Here is an 18,405-nt window from a genome sequence, read left to right on the forward strand (position 1 = left end):
TGGCTAGACCTTACTTGCCGCCGAAGAGCTCGGCGAAGGTCTTCAGCGTTTCCTTGCGCTTACCGTAGACCGCAGCCGTGTCATACTTCAACAGCGTCAGGTCGCTGATCACCGGACGGCTGGCGGCAACGTCGGTGCGCGACGGCATCAGCATTTCACCGGCAACCAGCGCCTGACCTTCGTCGGAGAGCATGTAGTCGATGAACTTCTTGGCGTCGTCCTGGTTCTTGGACCAGCTCATGATCATGGCCGGGCGCGGCGCGATAACCGTACCGGACTTCGGGAACACGACTTCGACGGTCTCGCCCTTCTTCTGGGCCGCGAGAGCGATGTAATCGACAGCACCGAAGACGACAGCCTTTGCACCCTGCAGAACCGGGTTCAAGGCGTCAGCATTGGCGCCGGCGATGATGGCGCCGTTGGCCTGCAGGCCCTTGAAGAGCTTCCAGTCGTCCTGGACGGCGAGAGCGGCGGTCAGTTCGAAGGAGGAGCCGGACTGCGCCGGGTCTGGAATATTGACGAGGTCCTTGTATTCCGGCTTCGTCAGGTCGGCCCATTCCGCCGGCTTCGGCGTGCCGCTCTTGCTGTTCCAGACGATGCCGAGAGCCGAGATGCCCTGTGCAACGGCGCCTTCGGACTTGAGGAAGTCCGGAACCTTGGCTGCGTTCGGGCTCGCATAATTGACGAGCCAGCCGCGCTTGGCGAAGTCGTTTGCCGTATCCCAGGACGCCGAGATGACGACGTCGACGACCGGATTGGCGGCCTCTGCTTCGATACGGGCCATGACCTTTCCGGTCGTTGCCTGGAAAACATTGACCTTGATGCCGCTCTGCTTGGTGAAGCCGGTCGACAGTTTGTCGATCAGACTCTGCGGGCCGGCGGTGTAAACGGTGACGTCGGCATGGGCGACGCCGGCCATAAGGGCGGTGGCGATAACGCCAAAAGTGATGCTCTTCAATGACTTAAACATGTTCCAATTTCTCCTCTATGACTTGGGGTCTTTTCTCTTGAAACCAGCGGATCTGTGCAGCGTCGATCGCAAGGCCGATCGTTTCGCCGGGACGCAGCCTCGTGTGGCTCAGAAGCTGCAATTGCATGCCCGGCAAGCCGGACAGCGAAACACTTGCCAGATGCCCATCGCCGCGGAACTGCGAACGCAGGACGGTGGCTGCGAGCCGATCAGGTGAGGTTTCGCCGGCCGAGATGGAGCCGACGGGGATCAGCACGCGGGCGCGGTCACCGGCTATGCCGTCGGCTTCAGTGAGCACGATATTGCTGCCCTTGAAATGCCAGGCCGGGCCGCGCCGCTCGATATCGGCAAGGCAACCAAGCCGCAGGAAGTCGGCAACCTCGGGGGTCGCCGGCCGCTCGATCAGATCGTCGGGCGAGGCAAGCTGCTCGATCAGACCGGAACGCATAACCGCGACTTCATCGGCAAGCGTCAAAGCTTCGCTATGGTCATGCGTCACGTAGATCGCGGTCAGGCCGAGCGTGGAGATAAGCTCGGCGAGCTCGCCCACCATGTTTTCGCGCAGTTCACGGTCGAGGTTGGAAAGCGGCTCATCGAAAAGGATAAGCTGTGGTTCGGCGACGATCGCGCGGGCAATCGCCACACGCTGCTGCTGGCCGCCAGAGAGATCGCTCGCACGCCGATCGGCATAGGCTGAAAGACCGACGCGCTCCAGGGCGCGCATCGTCCGGGCCTGGCGCTCAGCCTTGCCGACCCCACGCATTTCGAGCGGGAAAGAGACATTGCCACCGACCGGCAGATGCGGCCACAGCGCGTAGTCCTGAAACACCATGCCGAGCGCGCGCCGCTCGGGCGGCACGAAAGCGCCGGTCGCACCGTCGGCAACTGTCGTGCCGGCGATCGATACGGAACCCTTGGTCGGCGCAAGCAGGCCGGCAACCAGCCGCAGAAGCGTGGTCTTGCCACAGCCCGAAGGACCAAGCAGCGCCAGCGTCTTGCCCCTTTGCAGAGAAAAATCAATGCCCTTGAGGATCCGTGTCGACCCGTAACTCAATTCCGGACCCGCCGCGGCAACGGCAGAGGACGAACGGATCGAGGGGGCGTTCATGGGCAGACCAAATGTCGCTTTAAAGAAAGTATGGCGACATTTAGGCATCCTGGATGACAGGATTGCGACACATATATTTCAGTTTTGTGACAAAACCGCACACGCACGAAGACGCTGGTGTTTCCTATTGTGATCTATGACGAAGATAAGCATGCGCTCCCGGCGCGTGCTTCGCCGCCGGCTATTTCCGACACGTTTTTCTTGCCGCCTCGCCTTGAGCACCGTCAAAAGCAGGGAGATTTGCATTTTCGGTCGCGCGCAACCATTTAGGATGCATGATCCGCGGAAATGTCGCGACCTCGCTCATGCCGGAACGTTTACAGAAAACGAACCATACCGGCTTGCATTCTGAGCCAAAAGCCGATTGCTTAGGAAAATCTACTTCTTCTTCGGCTAGCCGTTGGAAGAGTGCGAGGGGATATAGGCAAACCCGTGGAATTCTGCAGCTTCGAATCGGGATCGATGGTGACTACGATGGCGGAGCGGGAAAGCTGGTTTGAAGGAAGATGAGTAACGATCTGTTTCAGGTAAAATTTTGGGGCGTACGGGGAAGCATTCCCGTGTCAGGCCCGGAATTCGACCGCTATGGAGGCAACACCTCCTGCATTGAAATCCGCTGCGGCGAGCACCGGATGCTGTTTGACGCGGGCTCGGGCCTGCGTGAAGCCGGCCTGTCGCTCATCGCTGATGATGTCCACGATGTCGATCTCTTCTTCAGCCACTGCCACTATGATCACATCATCGGCCTGCCCTTCTTCAAGGCGATCTACTACCCGTCGATCAACGTCAACATCTGGTCCGGCCATCTGGACGGCAAGATGAGCACGCGCGAGATGGTCGAGCAGTTCATCAGCCCGCCCTGGTTCCCTGTGAAGACCGACATCTGTCAGGCGACGATGAATTTCCGTGATTTCCATGCCGGCCAGACGCTGACCCCGCATGATGGCGTGGAGATGCAGACCTATATGCTGAACCATCCCGGTGGTGCGATCGGCTATCGCATCCATTGGAAAGGGCGCATCATATCGCTGATCTACGACATCGAGCACACGCCGGGTAGCTACGATCCGGTGGCGCTGGAGATGATGAAGAACGCCGATCTCGTCGTCTATGACTGCACCTATAATGAAGACGAGATGCAGCGCTTCAAAGGGTTTGGCCATTCCACGTGGCAGCACGGTACCGAACTTGCAAAAATGGCGGGCGCGAAGCGCTTCGCCCTGTTCCATCATGCGCCCTCGCGCACCGATGAACAGCTCGCTGTCATGGAAAGCCAGGCGCAGGCCGCCTTTGCCGGCGCCTTCGCCGCCCGTGACAATCAGGTCATCGACATCTGATCCTGTACGAGTGCGGCTGCCGAGACCCATTCCACCGCGGGATGGCCGGACGTCGCCTCGAAGAGCTCGGCAAGGAAATCCCACGCCGCCGCATCATGCACCAGGTGATGCGCGAGCACGCCTATCGGTTCGCTGCTGCCCGCGAACCTGTCCTGCAATTCGGCGACCAGTTCACCGATCAGGTCTGCCATCGGCCGGCCGCCGCGTGTACCGTGCCAGTCCATGAGGTCGACATGGGAATTGACGATGGCAAGCGGGCTTTCCCCCTTGACGCGTCCGTAAGTCGAAAGGGATTCGAAACCGAGCGCCGGCAGCTTGGGTATGAGACCCTTGTCGATGCGGTTCCAGGGCGGAACCAGCATGGCCAGAAAGCGCGTCGGGTAAAGGCCCTTCAGCTTCAGGAGGCCTTCGTAGAGCTCACCGAGAATGGTTTCTTCCAGACGCGCTCCGCCGAGCTCCTGCTTCTTGTCGTGGGGTCCAGCATGATTGTGATGCGACCAGCCGTGAACCGCCACGCTGACATGCGCCTCGCCCGCTAGCCGCTGAGCCAGCGGCGCGCCGGTAAAAGCCGGGATGACCGCAAGCGTGACGGGGATGCCGTGGCTTTTCGTTTCGGAGAGCAGCCGCTCCAGCGCCGCCGTCGGCTCGGTCGCATCGTCATCCCGCAGCCAAAGCCGCGCCACGCGGCCAGCGGCGCGCCAGCGCTCCAGTTCCCGATACAACGGCTCGTGGATGGTGCTATCGATCATCTGCTGCTCCCGCATGATTGCATAGGATCAAATCCAGTTCTTTCGCCGCGCCGGCAAGCGAACGCTCATCGATGACGAAGCGGCGGGCCGCGGATGCCATAGCGTCACGGAGCCCCCGGTCATCCAGCAGTCCGGCAACGGCCCGCGCATAGGCTTTCATATCGCCATCAGGCGTCAATAGGCCGGTCATATCGGCCTCCACCACGGCAGGCACGCCGGCGGTCTTCTGCGCCACAACAGGAAGGCCCGCCGCCTGCGCTTCGAGATAGGCAAGTCCATAGGCTTCGCCGCAACCCGGCCAGACATAGATGCTGCCCTTCGCCAACAGTACGGCAATCTCGTCCGGCTCCCTTTGGCCGAGCCAGTCGATACGGCCGGGCGCAAAACCGGCAAACAGCGCCTCCACCTCAGCCCGCAGCGGACCGTCACCGATGATGCCGAGTGTCCATGGACGCTCCGCGATCATGGAGAGTGCCGTGGCGAGCATCTTGTAGCTCTCCATCTTGTCGCCGGCCCGCATCATGGCCACGGTCATCAAGCGTTGCGGATCGGGGGCGGGCGTTATCGCCTCGAAGAGCGCTGTGTCGATGAAGGGCTTTATTCCGGCGATACGCGCTTCGGGAAAGACGTCTTCCAGTCCTTTCCGGTCGCGTTCGGTGAAAGCGATATTGACCGCCGCCTGACGGATCGCGTCCCCCACCGGTTTCTGGAAGAACGCCCAGCCCAGCCCATCACGTTTGCGCGAGTAGGAGGCTTCGGCCGTGACATAGGGAATGGCGAATTGCTCCGCGATCGCGGCGCCGAGGAGATCGGGGGATTTGTAATAAGGATGATAGCAGAACCAGAGTTCCGGCCTCGGCTCCGCCCGCCATTTGCGCCGCAGCCGCTCGAGTTCGCCATCCGCCTTCGCCAGAACCTCAGCCGCCGCCTCCGGCGAGCCGGCATGGACACGGAATTCGGACACGACCTCGACAGAATGGCCAGCCATCTGCAGCGCCCGGATCAACAGCCGCGCCATCAGCCGGTCGCCCGAGGGCACCGGATGATCAGGCGATTTCATCGGCGCGTAAAAAGCGATCCGCATCGCGACACTCCGCTGACGACAGTGTGTTTCCCATCGGCGCTCGCGCCGTAAGCGAAAATTTCCGCTATTGTCACTATCCTTGAACGATACAGGCAGGCATACCGAAGCGATCGTGATTAGACGAGACGATAATTCCGCCCTTTTTCGTCTTCTCTAGTGCATTTGCGATTTGAGCTTCAAGAACAGGAATTGATGACGACGGTCTGGGCCACAGGGATTTTTTCGGAGCGGATGATCAGGAAGGCCAGGCTCGGTTCCGGCCTCGTCATGTTCGTCTTCATCATCCTGCATATGTCGAACCATGCATTGGGGCTCGTTTCGCTGACGGCAGCCGATGATGCACGTCGGTTGTTTCTGGTGATCTGGCGCAATCCGGTCGGCACGATCCTCTTCTATGGCTCAGTCCTTGTCCATATGACGCTGGTGCTGCGCGGGCTCTATATGCGCCGCAGCCTCGTCATGCCGAAGAACGAGATGGCGCAGATCGTTCTCGGCCTTTTGATCCCGCTGCTGCTCATCGACCATGTCGTCGGCACGCGTATCGTCCATGCACTTTACAACTATACCGACAATTACGAGACGATCGTTCGCACGCTCTGGATCAACGCACCTGATAACGGCGTGCGCCAGACTTTCGCGCTGCTCGCCGTCTGGATCCACGGCTGTATCGGCATACATTTCTGGCTGCGCTATCGGCCCTGGTACGACAATTCCTCATCGCTGCTTCTGGCGATCGCAATCCTTCTGCCGGTGCTGGCGCTGCTCGGTTTCGTCGAGATGGGCCGCACGCTGTCCGATCCCTCCTATATCGAGCAAGAATCCGGCCACTACGAAGAAACGATCAATACCCGCTATTACGATGATCCCGAGGCGCGCGAGCAAATCGCGACGATTCGCGCCGTGCTGTACGGCAGCTTCTCGGCAACGCTGGCCCTCGTCATTCTGGCACGGGCGCGCCGCAGGCTGAAAGAGCGGGCGAACCAGGTTGCGGTTCACTATCCCGGCGGCGAGACGGTGCGCGTGCCACGCGGCTTCACTGTGCTCGAAGCAAGCAGGCTTGGCGGCCTGCCGCATTATTCGGTCTGCGGCGGCAAGGGCCAGTGCTCCACCTGCCGTGTGCAGATCCTCGACGATTATTGGACCCTGCCGCCACCCGACAAGCTGGAGCAGACGACGCTGAAGCGTATCAATGCGGCATCCGACGTGCGCCTCGCCTGTCAGCTCCGCCCGGATAAGGACTTGACCGTCGCGCCGCTGCTCGTGCCGCAGACAGAGGCTTCCCTTCCCGCCAACAGCCAGGAAACCAGCCCCGGCCGCGAGCACGAGATCGCCGTGCTCTTCTGCGACATGCGCCATTTCACCACGCTGACCGAAACCCGCCTGCCCTTCGACGTCGTCTTCCTGCTCAACCGCTATTTCGGGATCGTCGGCAAGGCGGTGGAACAGGCCGGCGGACGGCTCGACAAATTCATCGGCGACGGCGCCATGGCACTCTTCGGCCTCAACACCACGCCTGAGGAAGCCTGCCGGCAGGCGGTAGCAGCCGCAACCGCGATTGTTGCCGAGGTAGAGAAGCTCGCTGCCGAACTTTCCGACGAACTGCCTCTGCCGCTGCAGATCGTCATCGGCATCCATGCCGGCCCGGCCGTCGTCGGCACGATGGGCTATGGGCGCGTGCGCAGCCTGACTGCCGTCGGCGATACGGTCAATGTGGCAAGCCGCCTGGAAACCGCGGCCAAGGAACTCAATGCCGCTATCGTCATTTCCGAGCCGGTCGCGATGCGCGCTGGCATCGATGCGGAAACGGTCGAAAGCTGCGAAATCAATGTGCGCGGCCGGGCACTCCCCTTGAAAGTCTATGTCGTTCCGAGAGAGAAAGCGGCCGAACCGCTCAAGGAAAAACAATAATGTCCGGCCAAGCATGGCTTACTGGCAAATATTGGAAGCGCCGTTTGCGCAAGGCGCGCAATGCGCTGGCCACGCGTTTCTTCGATACCCGCTTTGGCCGCCGGCTGCTGATCGAAAATATCGGGCCGCGCGTCACCTCCATGACGGTCGATGCCGGCGATCACCTGATGAGTTTTTCGCCGGCCGACTATATCGGCCGCAAGATCTTCCGGAAGGGCCATTTCGAACGCGAGGCCGTCGACCGGCTGCTCGTGATCCTGCGCCAGCGCGGCCTGCTGAAGAAGGACAGCATGCTGCTGGAGATCGGCGGCAATATCGGCACGCAGACCGTCTATTTTGCGCTCGCCCGGGCCTTTGCCGGGATCGTCAGCGTCGAACCGGACCCGCGCAATTTCCGCCTTCTGGAACAGAATATACGTCAGAATGGACTTACGGATGCCGTGCGCCTCGTCAACTGCGCCGCCGGCGAAGGCGAAGGCAAGATCGATTTCTTTCTAAACAGCGCCAATCATGGCAAGAGCAGCGCCATTCGTCAAAGCGCCAGCGATCAGAAGATCAGCGTTCCGGTGCGGTCTGTGATCGGCATCCTCGATGGTCTCGGCATCGACCAAGCGGCCATCGGCCTCGTCTGGATGGATATCGAGGGTTACGAGCCGGTTGCCTGCCGCTCGATGCTGCCTTTGCTTGCCCGCCGCGCGCCTCTCTATATGGAATTCACGCCGCTCTTTTACGGCCCCGAGGGCACGAAAGCCTTCATTCGCACGCTCGCCGGCTTCTACGAGGATTGCCTCGTGATCTTCGAGGACCACGAGAAGGAGATGAAAGTCCGTGATCTGCCGGGCGAATTCAATCAGTATGACGTGCTATTCCTGCCTTAGACCGAAAAAGTGCTATCCGGCTGACTGCATCGCCAGCGATTGATGGCAGTGCACGCCAGCAAGCACGCCTGAGGCAGAGGCAAGCGTGGCATTATGCATGGCGCTCGCCGCATCACCGGCAGCAAAGACGCCCTTGACGGACGTTTCCTTGTTATCGCAGGTTCGGATGACAGGGCCAAACGGGCCATCGTCGAAGACACAGCCGAGTTGTTCGGCGATCGGACTGGCCATCGCGGTTTTCGGAGCGATGAACACGGCATCCAGCCGCACGACCCGGCCATCGGCGAGGCGAACGGCCTCGAGCCTGGGACTATCGCCCAACAATTCCACGACAGGGCTGCGTTCGATCCGTACACCGCGAGCGGTCAGCCGTGTGAGTTGCTCTTCGTCGGGCTCGAACAGCGCTTGGGTAAAATAGGTTGTCTCTCCCCAGTCGGGAATCAGCATGGCCGCATGTGCCGAATGCGGATGGCTTGCGAGAACACCGAGCTTGCCGCCGCTCACCTCATAACCATGGCAATAGGGGCAGTGCAGCACGGAACGGCCCCATCGGTCCCGCAGGCCGGGGATCTCGGGCAGCGTGTCTCTGATGCCGGTCGCCAGGACGATGCGCGCGGCCCTTTCTTGGCCACCGCCCTTGATATCGATCGCGAATTTGCCGCTATCGGTACGCGCCTGAACAACTTCCCCGTCGCGGATGATGATGTTCGGATAAAGCGAAAGCTGCCGCTTTCCCTCCCGCATGATCGCCTCCGGCGCCTGGCCATCCTGGCCCAGGAAGCCATGTGACGCCTGCGAAAACCGATTGCGCGGCGCGCCGGCATCGATCAACAGAACCCGTCGTCGCGCCCTGGCAAGCTGCATGGCTGCGGATAGGCCAGCGAAATTTCCGCCGATGACGATGGCTTCGAATGACATGGACCTCTCCTTTGACGCCGCTTCAATCATGAACCAACATAAGTTACATGAAATGGCGCAGTCAAGCAGCATGTCACTTGTCTTGTTACGATCCGCTTGTGATAATGACCCATTCGATTGAAGGGAATAGAACTTCATGCGCAACGACAGCCGCCTTTCACGCATGCTGCACGTGTTGATCCACATGGATCGGCATGAGCATTCGGCGACCTCCGAAATGATTGCAAAGATGCTGAACACCAATCCCGTCGTCGTGCGCCGCACCATGGCCGGCCTTCGAGAACAGGGCTATGTCCGTTCCGAAAAGGGGCATGGCGGGGGCTGGACGCTGGTGCGCCCGTTGTCGGAAATCACGCTGCTCGATGTCTACAATGCCATCGGCGAACCGCATCTTTTCGCCATCGGCCCGGCCGACGATCAGCCGAAATGCCTCGTGGAACAGGCTGTGAATGCGGCTCTCGAAGATGCGATGAAGGAGGCGCAGGCCCTGCTCCTGCGGCGATTGGGCAGCGTGACGCTGGACGAAATCGCGGCCGACTTCGAGGCAAAATATGCCGCGCTTTCGGCTGCGTCCTATTCCTGCGTCTCATAAGCGCGGATCATTTCCTGCGGTAGAGGAAATACCGGCCTTCCTTGATGCCGCCGGGCAGAGGCAGAGGTAAAAGCTCGGGATGTTCCAGCGGCAGGCCGCTGACGGCAATGCCGTGATGGGTCAGCACGCCGGCCATCAGTTGCGGCAGCCAAGTCAGCGTCACGGCATCGATCTCGTCATGGCCGGTGCCGATATCGGCATGGGCCAGCGCGGCATTGATCCCGAGGAACGTCTGGCCGGTATCACGGATATTGCCGGTCACCATATTTTCGGCCGGCGGCGTGGACGCGGAATAGGAGCGTATTTCCCAATCGAAGGCGATAATGCGACGGTCGGGAAAATGCTCGCGCAGATGGTCGTAGGTGCGGCCATTGCCGAGGCCGAATTCGAGCACCGGCCCCTCCACCTCTTCCACCAGATCGATGATGGCATTGAGAATATCGCGTTGAGCCGACAATCGGCGAATGAAGCTATCGAGGCGGCTCATCTTGTCCTGTCCGTCATAAAATATGTCAGCGGTGCTACCATATCGATGCGGTGCAAGTCGATTGCCGGAACCACAAATTGCCGTTGCGGCGGTACCACGGGTCTGTGATAAACTCGGCCCCATGAACGAGATATCCAGCGACGCATTCTTCGCCAACGTGCCTGTCTTCAGCGACTTCGAAGGCGTGACCGATGAGAGCAATTACCAGCCGCTGCCCGAAGGGTGGGTGCTGGCGATGGCCGATATCGTCGGCTCGACGAAGGCGATTTCCGGCGGCCGCTACAAGGACGTCAACATGGCCGGTGCCAGCGTCATTTCCGCGGTGCTGAATGCCGTTGGCAAGGGCGACTATCCCTTTGTCTTTGCCGGTGACGGCGCGTTGATCGCCTTGCCCGCTTCGCTTGAGAAGGAAGCACGCGCAGCACTTGCCGCGACACAGGTCTGGGTGAAGGAGGATCTTGACCTCGATCTTCGTATCGCCATCGTGCCGATCACCGATATTCGCGCGGAAGGTCTCGATGTACGCGTCGCTCGCTATTCGGCAAGTCCTTACGTCACCTATGCAATGTTTTCCGGCGGCGGCACGCTTTGGGCCGAAAAGAACATGAAGATGGGCCGGTACGGCGTCGAAAAGGCCGCGCCCGGCACTCGGCCGGATCTGACCGGCCTCTCCTGTCGCTGGAGCCCGATCGAGGCCCGCAACGGCGAGATCGTCTCGATCATCGCCGTACCGGGCGAAGCTGGTCCAGGGCCGGAATTTCAGGCTCTCGTCGCCGGCATCGTTTCCATCACCGCCGAGCAGAACCGCAATGGCCATCCGGTGCCGGAAGATGGGCCGGAGTTTGCTTTTTCAATGAGTGCCATCAATCGCGAGGTGAATGCGACGGCGCCCAAAGGCAGACGACTGCGGCAAAAGCTGTTCATCTTCCTGCAGACCGGTTTGTTCGTTTTCCTGCACAAATTCGGCCTCACCTTCGCTCATTTCAACGCGCGCCGCTACAAGCGGGACATCGCGGGTAATTCGGATTTCCGAAAGTTCGACGACGGACTGAAGATGACCATCGACGTGGATGTAGCTCATCTCGCCCGCATCGAGACGCTGCTGAAGCAGGCGCAGGAAAGAGGCGTGGCTCGCTACGGCCTGCACCGCCAGTCATCGGCACTGGTGACATGCTTCGTGCCGACGCCACTGTCGCGCGACCACATGCACTTCATCGATGGTGCCGCCGGCGGTTATGCCGTCGCCGCCAGCCAGATCACCGGCAAGCAGCTTTCCGGCGCCCTCGTTCCGCCTTGATAACGTGATCGCCAGTAAGGCCGAGCCGGCTGAAGACGTTTCGGGTATCGACAATCAGTTTGGCGCTCCTCGAAAGAGCCGCATAGTCGATCATGTCGTGATCGGTCGCGATGAGAACCGCGTCGTATCCCGCAATGGCTTCCGGCGTCAGGTCGATGGATTTCCGGCCCTTCAGCGCCTGATATTCGCGCGTCGGCGGAATCTCCGCGACGAAGGGGTCATGATAATCCGCCTTGCCGCCACGTTCCTCGATGATTTCAATGAGGCGCAGCGACGGACTTTCCCTGATATCGGCAACGTTCTTCTTGTAAGCCAGGCCAATCACGAGGACGCATGAGCGGCTGAGCGCCTTGCCGGCACGAATATCCAGCGCCTCGGCCAGTTTGCCGACGACATAGCGCGGCATCGCCGAATTGATCTCGCCGGCAAGCTCGATGAAACGGGTCGGCAGTTCGTATTCGCGCGACTTCCAGGTAAGGTAGAAGGGGTCGATCGGAATGCAGTGGCCGCCGAGGCCGGGGCCGGGGTAGAAGGGCATATAACCGAACGGCTTGGTCTTGGCCGCGTCGATGACTTCCCAGACATCGATCCCCATTGCCGCGTAAACGGTCTTCAGCTCGTTGACGAGTGCGATGTTGACCGAGCGGAAGATGTTTTCGGTGAGCTTCACCGCTTCCGCCGTCGCATTGGAGGAGACAGGAACGACGGTCGAAACGGCTGTCCCGTAGAAGGATTTCATCAGCGACAGGGCATCTGCGCCGTCACCTGCAACGACCTTGGGGATGGTCGCGGTGTGGTAATGCTGGTTGCCGGGGTCCTCGCGCTCAGGCGAGAAACCGACGAAGAAGTCGGAACCGGATTTCAGCCCGGTCTCTTCGAGAATGACCTTCACGATATCATCGGTGGTGCCGGGATAGGTGGTCGATTCCAGCACGATGAGCTGGCCCGGCCGCAGATGGGCGGCGATCGACCGCGACGTCGCTTCCACGAAGGAGAGATCGGGATCGCGATGTTTGGTGAGCGGCGTCGGCACGCAGATAACGACCACGTCGCAATCCGCAAGGCCGGCGAAATCGGTCGTCGAGAAAAAACGCCCCGCATCGATCTCGGCTGTCAGCGCCTCATTCGTCACCGCATCGATATAGGAGCGGCGGGCATCCAGCGCGACGATCTTCTTCGGGTCGATATCGAAGCCGGTCACAGTAAAGCCGCTGCGTGCCACAGCCATCGCAAGCGGCAAACCGACATAGCCAAGGCCGATAATGCCAGCGCGCGCCGTGCGGGCCTCAATCTTCTTTGAAAGCGTCTTGAAGGTGGAAGAGCGTGCGTCCAAGGCCATGCCTCTTGCGAAAAGTGAATCCGAACGCTGATCTAATGCATGATCGCGGCAAATTAAACCCGGCCTCTTCGCAGCGCCTTTCCGTGCCGCGCCCTGGACTCATTAGCCGAGTGTGGCCGAAATGACTCGGGGGGCGCTATCCCGGCAACCGGGACGCACAAAAAAATTCCTGATCCCATTGTTTCGCACTTTCAGCGTGCCTATTTTGCCAGATGATAATGAACCACTTTGCAAAGATTGCTCGCCCGTTTCCAGGAGGTCGGAAGCTGGCGGGTGTCAGTGCCGGGTCATCGGCACATCGTTGACACGATAATACCGCTCGTACATCCTGAATTCTTTGCGATCTGCTCATCGTGAATGGGCAGGTCAGGGTTGTTTTGTCTTCGGGGATGGACGTGCGACATGAGGATAATACCAAGAATGAGCACGATCGAATCCAGCGTATCCTCCATTTTGTTGGACCGTGTTGCTGAATGGCTGACGAATTCTTCGCTGGCCGGTGACGACCTCGAAAACATCGTGCGTGGTTTCTGCGAGCGGCTTGCGTCCGCCGGCCTGCCACTCGCGCGCGTGCACCTGACCTTCTCGATGCTGCATCCGCTCTACGACGCACTGAGCTTCACCTGGAAGCGCGCGAGCGGCGTAACCATCGAAGGCTTTCGCATGCCTGCCGGTCAGAAGCCGGATCGTTTCCTGCAGAGCCCCTATTTCTACCTTCTCGACAACAGTCTGCAGCATATCCGCCGCCGCATCATGCCTGACGGCCCGAATGAATTCCCGATTTTCGAGGATTTGCGGCAGGAAAAAATCACCGATTATCTCGCCTTCGTGCAGCCGTTCGGTGACGGCTCGGTGCAGGGCATGATGGGTTCATGGTCGACCGACAGCCCGGCCGGGTTTTCCGACGACATGATCGATGCGCTGCTGCGCATGCAGAACCATCTGGCGGTCGCCGCCAAGATGGCGGTGCTTGCCAAGCTCGCCAACAATATGCTGACCACCTATCTCGGCGGCGATGCCGGCAAACGCGTGCTGAACGGCCAGGTTCGCCGCGGCGACGGCGAGACGATCCGTGCGGCCCTCGTGATGGCCGACATGCGCGAATCGACCATGTATGCCGAGAAGGAGGGCCGGCAGGCCTATATCGATACGCTCAACCAGTTCTTCGATGCGATCGCCGCACCCTTCAACCGCAATGGCGGCGAAATCCTGAGCTTTCTCGGCGATGGCTTTCTCGCCGTCTATCCCTGCGGCCGCCACAAGGACCCGTCCAAGATTGCCTGCGAGGCAGCGCTTTCCGCCGTACATCACGCGCAGGCGCGAGTTGCCGAACTCAACAAGGATCGCGAGACGAAGGGGCTTCCAAAGATCGGCTACGGCATCGGTCTGCATGTCGGCAACGTCATGTTCGGCAATGTCGGCCTGAAGGACCGCCTCACCTTCTCTGCCTTCGGTTCGGCGGTGAACGAGGTGCAGCGCCTGCAGGTACTGACGAAGAAATATAGCCGCGAGGTCGTCGCGAGCCAGGCCTTTGCCGGCTATTGCGGCGGCGAATGGATAACGCTCGGCGAAGAAAAGCTGCGCGGCATCCGCCAGAAAGTGACGGTGCTGCAACCGCGCGCGCCGGCCTCTGCCATTCACGTCGACGAAGGTTTCCGCGAAGCCGTTCAGAACGGCCTTTCGGAAGCCGAACAGGTCATCATGCTTCACCGCGACAAGAAACAGGTAAAACGCACGCCGATCGAAAAATTCATTCAGTAACCACGCGCCAACATTGCAGCCGTTTTAGCCGCTGCGTCGTATATGAGAACCCTCCCATCAAGCGCCCTGTAAAACGGGCGCATGTGCTGCTTTTTCCCATGTCTGTCATCAACTGGACACCCCGTTTGCGGTACGATAGTGTGCCTTAACGGGAACACATAAAGACTGGGAATTTCATTGGTATGGCGTCTGCAGCCGACTTGTTGCGTGTTGAGAATCTGGATGTCGCCTTCTCCGTTTTCGGCGACCGGCTGCGCGTCGTAAAGGAAGCCAATCTCCGCATCCTGCCGGGGAAAGTGACTGCCCTCGTCGGCGAAAGCGGCTCCGGCAAATCCGTCATCAGCCAGGCGATCATGGGCATCCTGCCGGCCCCGGCACATGCAAGTGGTCGCATCCTGTTTACCGATCCGCTGGATGGGAAGGCGACGGATATCCTGGCGCTGTCGCGCGATAGCGCTGAGATGCGCGACCTGCGCGGCCGCCGCATGGCGACCATCTTCCAGGAGCCGATGACGTCGCTCTCACCGCTCCACACGGTCGGCAACCAGATCAGCGAGGTTTTGCTGATCCACACGGACGCCGATAAGAAAGAAGCGCGCGAGCGCACCGAGGAAATGCTCGGCCTCGTCGGTTTTTCCAATCCCAAGCGCACCTACGACATGTATCCGTTCGAACTCTCAGGCGGCATGCGTCAGCGCGCCATGATCGCGATGGCGCTGATCTGCAAGCCGGCGCTGCTGATTGCCGACGAGCCGACGACGGCACTCGACGTGACGATCCAGGCGCAGATCCTCGAACTGCTGCGCGACCTGCAGGCCAAGCTCGGCATGGCCATGCTGCTCATCACCCACGATCTCGGTGTCGTCGCCAATATGGCCGACGAAGTGGTGGTGATCTATCACGGCGAAATCATGGAAGCCGGCCCGGTCGAGGCAATCTTCCGCAATCCGCAGCATCCTTATCTCAAGGCCTTGATGGCCGCGGTTCCGCATTTCGACATGAAGCCAGGCGAGCGGCTGAAGGCACTTCGCGAGGTTCCGGTCAATCTGGAATCGCTGATCGGCAAGAAGAAGTCGGTCGAAAAGGAAGCGCCGGGCGTGCTGCTTTCCGTCGCCAATCTTTCCAAGACCTACAAGACGCGCAAGCGCGGCTTCTTCGGCGGGCAGGAAGCGGCCATCGTTCATGCCGTCGATGATGTCACCTTCGATATCCGCCGTGGCGAATGTCTGGGGCTGGTCGGCGAATCCGGCTGCGGCAAGACGACGGTCAGCAAGATCCTGATGCGCGCGATCACCCCGGATAGCGGGGCAGTCGTCTTCAACGACGGCAACGAGGTCATCGACGTCCTCTCCGTCAAGGGCTCGGAACTGCAGGACCTGCGCACCAAAATCCAGATGGTGTTCCAGGATCCGGTCTCCTCGCTTTCGCCGCGCATGACGGTGCGCAATATTCTCAGCGAACCGCTCGAAATCCATGACCGCGGCAACAGTGGCGAACGCAAGGCCAAGGTCGAGGCGCTGATGGGCGCGATCGGCCTCGACCGGCGCTATCTCAACCGCTATCCGCACAGCTTCTCCGGCGGCCAGCGCCAGCGCATCGGTATTGCCCGCGCGCTCGCTCTCGGTCCCAAGCTCATCATCCTCGACGAACCGGTCTCGGCCCTCGACGTCTCGGTTCAGGCACAGATCCTCAATCTCTTGAAAGACCTGCAGAAGGATCTGGGGCTCACCTATCTCTTCATCTCGCACAACCTCGCCGTCGTGGATTATATGGCCGATCGCATCGCCGTCATGTGCAAGGGCCGTATCGTTGAGATCGCGCCCCGCGAGATCATCCTACGAAACCCGGTCCACCCCTACACGAAGTCACTGCTTGCCGCCGTTCCCTTCCCGGATCTCGACCGGCCGCTCGACTTCAAGGCGCTGCAGGAAAACGGTGCAGCCGACAAGCAGAACTGGGGCAGCGTCTTCACGGCCGATCATGACGATGCCTCCGAACTCGCCTTTGCCGACCTCGGCGGCGGCCATCTGGTGCGCGCCCGTAAGGGCGCCGACGCAAAGGAGCTGGTCTGATGGTGACGCGCCGCATCTTTCTCGGCGGCCTGATCGGCTCGGCTTTCGCGCCTTCGGTGCTGCGGGCACAGCAGATCGCCGAACCGGAAATTTTGAAGGCCAGGGTCGCTGACGGCAGCCTGCCGCCAATGGCTGAGCGCATTCCGACTGAGCCGCGTATCGTCAATCTCAAGGAGATGGGCCGCGTGCCCGGCACCTATGGCGGCAACGTGCGCACCATCATCGGCGGTGTGCGCGATATCCGCTACATGACCGTCTACGGCTATTCGCGGCTGGTCGGCTACGACACGAAGCTGCAGTTCCAGCCCGATATCCTTCGTGACTTCACCTCGGAGAATGACACGGTCTTTACCTTCTACCTGCGCGACGGGCACAGATGGTCTGATGGGCATCCTTTCACGGCCGAAGCCTTCCGATACTGGTGGGAAGACGTCATCCTCAACAAGGAACTGACGCCCGGCGGCGGCGCGCTGGAGCTACGTCCACATGGCTCCCTGCCGCGCTTCGAAGTGCTCGACGAGCTGATTGTGCGCTATAGCTGGGACAAGCCCAACCCGGTTTTCCTGTCGGCGCTTGCCGGACCTCTGCCGCTCGTCATCTATGGCCCAGGCCACTACCTGAAACAGTTCCACAAGGGCTTTCAAGACAAGGCCAAGCTCGAGGAGCTGATGAAAAAGAACCGTGCCAAGAAGTGGGCCGATCTGCACATCAAGATGGCGCTGGCTTCCCGGCCCAACAATCCCGATCTGCCGACGCTCGATCCCTGGAAAAACCGCACGGCTCCGCCGGCCGATCAGTTCGTCTTCGAGCGCAATCCGTTCTTCCACCGCGTGGACGAAAACGGCATGCAGCTGCCCTATCTCGACCGCTTCATCCTCAACGTCTCGTCTTCCTCGATCATCGCCGCCAAGGCGGGTGCTGGCGAATCCGACTTGCAGGCGACCGGCATAGACTTCAACGACTACACCTTCCTGAAAGCGGCGGAAAAGCGCTTCCCGGTGAAGGTCGCTCTCTGGAAGATGGCGCGCGGCTCGCGCATCACACTGTTGCCGAACCTCAATGTCGCCGACGACGCCTGGCGCGCGCTCTTTCGCGACGTGCGCTTTCGCCGGGCCTTGTCGCTGGCGATCAACCGGCATGAGATCAACATGGTGGCCTTCTACGGTCTCGGCAAGGCGAGCGCCGATACGGTGCTGCCGGAAAGCCCGCTCTTCAAGCAGGAATATGCCGACGCCTATGTGGATTTCGACCCTGACACGGCCAACAAGCTGCTCGACGAACTCGGCCTCGACAAGCGCGACAGCGATGGCATCCGCCTGCTGCCCGATGGACGCCGCGCCGAGATCACCGTCGAGACAGCCGGCGAGAGCAATCTCGACACGGACGTTCTGGAGCTCGTGCACGATCACTGGGCCGACGTCGGTCTGGCGCTTTTCACCCGCACTTCGCAGCGCGACGTCTTCCGCAATCGCGCCATGAGCGGCTCGATAATGATGTCGATCTGGTACGGGCTGGACAACGGCGTGCCGACCGCCGACATGTCTCCTTATGGACTAGCCCCTACACTGGATGACCAGCTTCAATGGCCGCTCTGGGGCATGTACTATCTTTCGGCCGGGCAGGAGGGCAAGGCGCCCGATCTGCCGGAGGCGGCCGAGCTTGTGGATCTCCTGAACCAGTGGGGCGCAAGTGCTACGACGCAAGAGCGTGAGGTTATCTGGCACAAGATGCTGTCCCTCTATACCCAGCAGGTTTTTTCGATCGGCCTCATCAACAGCACGCTGCAGCCGATCCTCAGATCCGCCAAAATGCAGAACGTGCCGGAGCATGCGCTCTACGGCTTCGATCCGACCTCCTTCCTCGGCGTCTACATGCCGGACACCTTCTGGTTCAAGGAGGCCTGAG

The 18,405-nt window shown here is 60.6% G+C and carries 15 protein-coding genes; 8 read left to right on the forward strand and 7 right to left on the reverse strand.

Annotated elements, in window-relative coordinates:
• Nucleotides 1-10: 10 nt before the first annotated feature.
• Together KQ933_RS27825 and KQ933_RS27830 are read right to left on the reverse strand one after the other, a co-directional pair.
• Entirely contained in the window at nucleotides 11-970 is a 960-nt protein-coding gene (locus tag KQ933_RS27825) for an ABC transporter substrate-binding protein (protein WP_216759221.1), read from the reverse strand.
• Nucleotides 963-2,078: an ABC transporter ATP-binding protein gene (locus KQ933_RS27830; RefSeq protein ID WP_216759222.1), complete on the reverse strand. Its 1,116-nt coding sequence runs from the start codon at nucleotides 2,076-2,078 to the stop codon at nucleotides 963-965. Before KQ933_RS27830 ends, KQ933_RS27825 begins: the two co-directional genes overlap by 8 nt.
• Nucleotides 2,079-2,584: 506 nt before the next feature.
• Here KQ933_RS27830 and KQ933_RS27835 point away from each other — a divergent pair.
• Nucleotides 2,585-3,415: an MBL fold metallo-hydrolase gene (locus KQ933_RS27835; RefSeq protein WP_216759223.1), complete on the forward strand. Its 831-nt coding sequence runs from the start codon at nucleotides 2,585-2,587 to the stop codon at nucleotides 3,413-3,415.
• On the opposite strand, the gene KQ933_RS27840 is transcribed toward KQ933_RS27835, so the two are convergent.
• Nucleotides 3,397-4,164, reverse strand: a complete 768-nt coding sequence (locus KQ933_RS27840) for a polysaccharide deacetylase family protein (protein ID WP_216759224.1) — start codon at nucleotides 4,162-4,164, stop codon at nucleotides 3,397-3,399. The genes KQ933_RS27835 and KQ933_RS27840 overlap by 19 nt on opposite strands.
• Nucleotides 4,154-5,248 carry a glycosyltransferase family 4 protein gene (locus tag KQ933_RS27845; protein ID WP_216759225.1) on the reverse strand — a complete coding sequence of 365 codons (1,095 nt, stop codon included), beginning with the start codon at nucleotides 5,246-5,248 and terminating at the stop codon, nucleotides 4,154-4,156. Before KQ933_RS27845 ends, KQ933_RS27840 begins: the two co-directional genes overlap by 11 nt.
• Nucleotides 5,249-5,440: 192 nt before the next feature.
• Between KQ933_RS27845 and KQ933_RS27850 the strand changes: the two genes are divergently transcribed.
• Both KQ933_RS27850 and KQ933_RS27855 read left to right on the forward strand, forming a co-directional pair.
• Nucleotides 5,441-7,156, forward strand: coding sequence for an adenylate/guanylate cyclase domain-containing protein (locus tag KQ933_RS27850; protein ID WP_216759226.1), 1,716 nt, complete (start codon nucleotides 5,441-5,443; stop codon nucleotides 7,154-7,156).
• Nucleotides 7,156-8,034: an FkbM family methyltransferase gene (locus KQ933_RS27855; RefSeq protein ID WP_216759227.1), complete on the forward strand. Its 879-nt coding sequence runs from the start codon at nucleotides 7,156-7,158 to the stop codon at nucleotides 8,032-8,034. Before KQ933_RS27850 ends, KQ933_RS27855 begins: the two co-directional genes overlap by 1 nt.
• A gap of 12 nt (nucleotides 8,035-8,046) precedes the next feature.
• Here KQ933_RS27855 and KQ933_RS27860 read toward each other — a convergent pair whose 3' ends face one another.
• A complete protein-coding gene (locus tag KQ933_RS27860; protein WP_216759228.1) occupies nucleotides 8,047-8,952 on the reverse strand; it encodes an NAD(P)/FAD-dependent oxidoreductase in 906 nt (301 codons plus the stop codon).
• A 136-nt stretch (nucleotides 8,953-9,088) separates the two neighbouring features.
• On the opposite strand from KQ933_RS27860, the gene KQ933_RS27865 reads away from it, so the two are divergent.
• On the forward strand, nucleotides 9,089-9,544 hold the full coding sequence (locus tag KQ933_RS27865; RefSeq protein ID WP_216759229.1) for an Rrf2 family transcriptional regulator: 456 nt from the start codon (nucleotides 9,089-9,091) through the stop codon (nucleotides 9,542-9,544).
• A gap of 7 nt (nucleotides 9,545-9,551) precedes the next feature.
• On the opposite strand, the gene KQ933_RS27870 is transcribed toward KQ933_RS27865, so the two are convergent.
• Entirely contained in the window at nucleotides 9,552-10,031 is a 480-nt protein-coding gene (locus KQ933_RS27870; RefSeq protein WP_216759230.1) for a class I SAM-dependent methyltransferase, read from the reverse strand.
• Nucleotides 10,032-10,152: 121 nt separating this feature from the next.
• On the opposite strand from KQ933_RS27870, the gene KQ933_RS27875 reads away from it, so the two are divergent.
• On the forward strand, nucleotides 10,153-11,328 hold the full coding sequence (locus KQ933_RS27875) for a DUF3095 domain-containing protein (RefSeq protein ID WP_216759231.1): 1,176 nt from the start codon (nucleotides 10,153-10,155) through the stop codon (nucleotides 11,326-11,328).
• Here the strand turns inward: KQ933_RS27875 and KQ933_RS27880 are convergent.
• Nucleotides 11,288-12,667, reverse strand: coding sequence for a nucleotide sugar dehydrogenase (locus KQ933_RS27880; protein WP_216759232.1), 1,380 nt, complete (start codon nucleotides 12,665-12,667; stop codon nucleotides 11,288-11,290). The two genes, KQ933_RS27875 and KQ933_RS27880, sit on opposite strands and share 41 nt — an antisense overlap.
• A gap of 420 nt (nucleotides 12,668-13,087) precedes the next feature.
• Between KQ933_RS27880 and KQ933_RS27885 the strand changes: the two genes are divergently transcribed.
• The 3 genes from KQ933_RS27885 (at nucleotide 13,088) to KQ933_RS27895 (ending at nucleotide 18,404) form a co-directional block, all read left to right on the forward strand.
• Nucleotides 13,088-14,428: an adenylate/guanylate cyclase domain-containing protein gene (locus KQ933_RS27885; protein WP_216759233.1), complete on the forward strand. Its 1,341-nt coding sequence runs from the start codon at nucleotides 13,088-13,090 to the stop codon at nucleotides 14,426-14,428.
• Between the two features lie 182 nt (nucleotides 14,429-14,610).
• Complete coding sequence (locus tag KQ933_RS27890; protein WP_216759234.1) at nucleotides 14,611-16,500, forward strand: ABC transporter ATP-binding protein; 1,890 nt, start codon at nucleotides 14,611-14,613, stop codon at nucleotides 16,498-16,500.
• Nucleotides 16,500-18,404, forward strand: a complete 1,905-nt coding sequence (locus KQ933_RS27895) for an ABC transporter substrate-binding protein (protein ID WP_216759235.1) — start codon at nucleotides 16,500-16,502, stop codon at nucleotides 18,402-18,404. The genes KQ933_RS27890 and KQ933_RS27895 overlap by 1 nt, the downstream gene beginning before the upstream one ends.
• Nucleotide 18,405: the final 1 nt, after the last annotated feature.

It is taken from the genome of Rhizobium sp. WYJ-E13 (genome assembly GCF_018987265.1).
GTDB lineage: Bacteria > Pseudomonadota > Alphaproteobacteria > Rhizobiales > Rhizobiaceae > Rhizobium.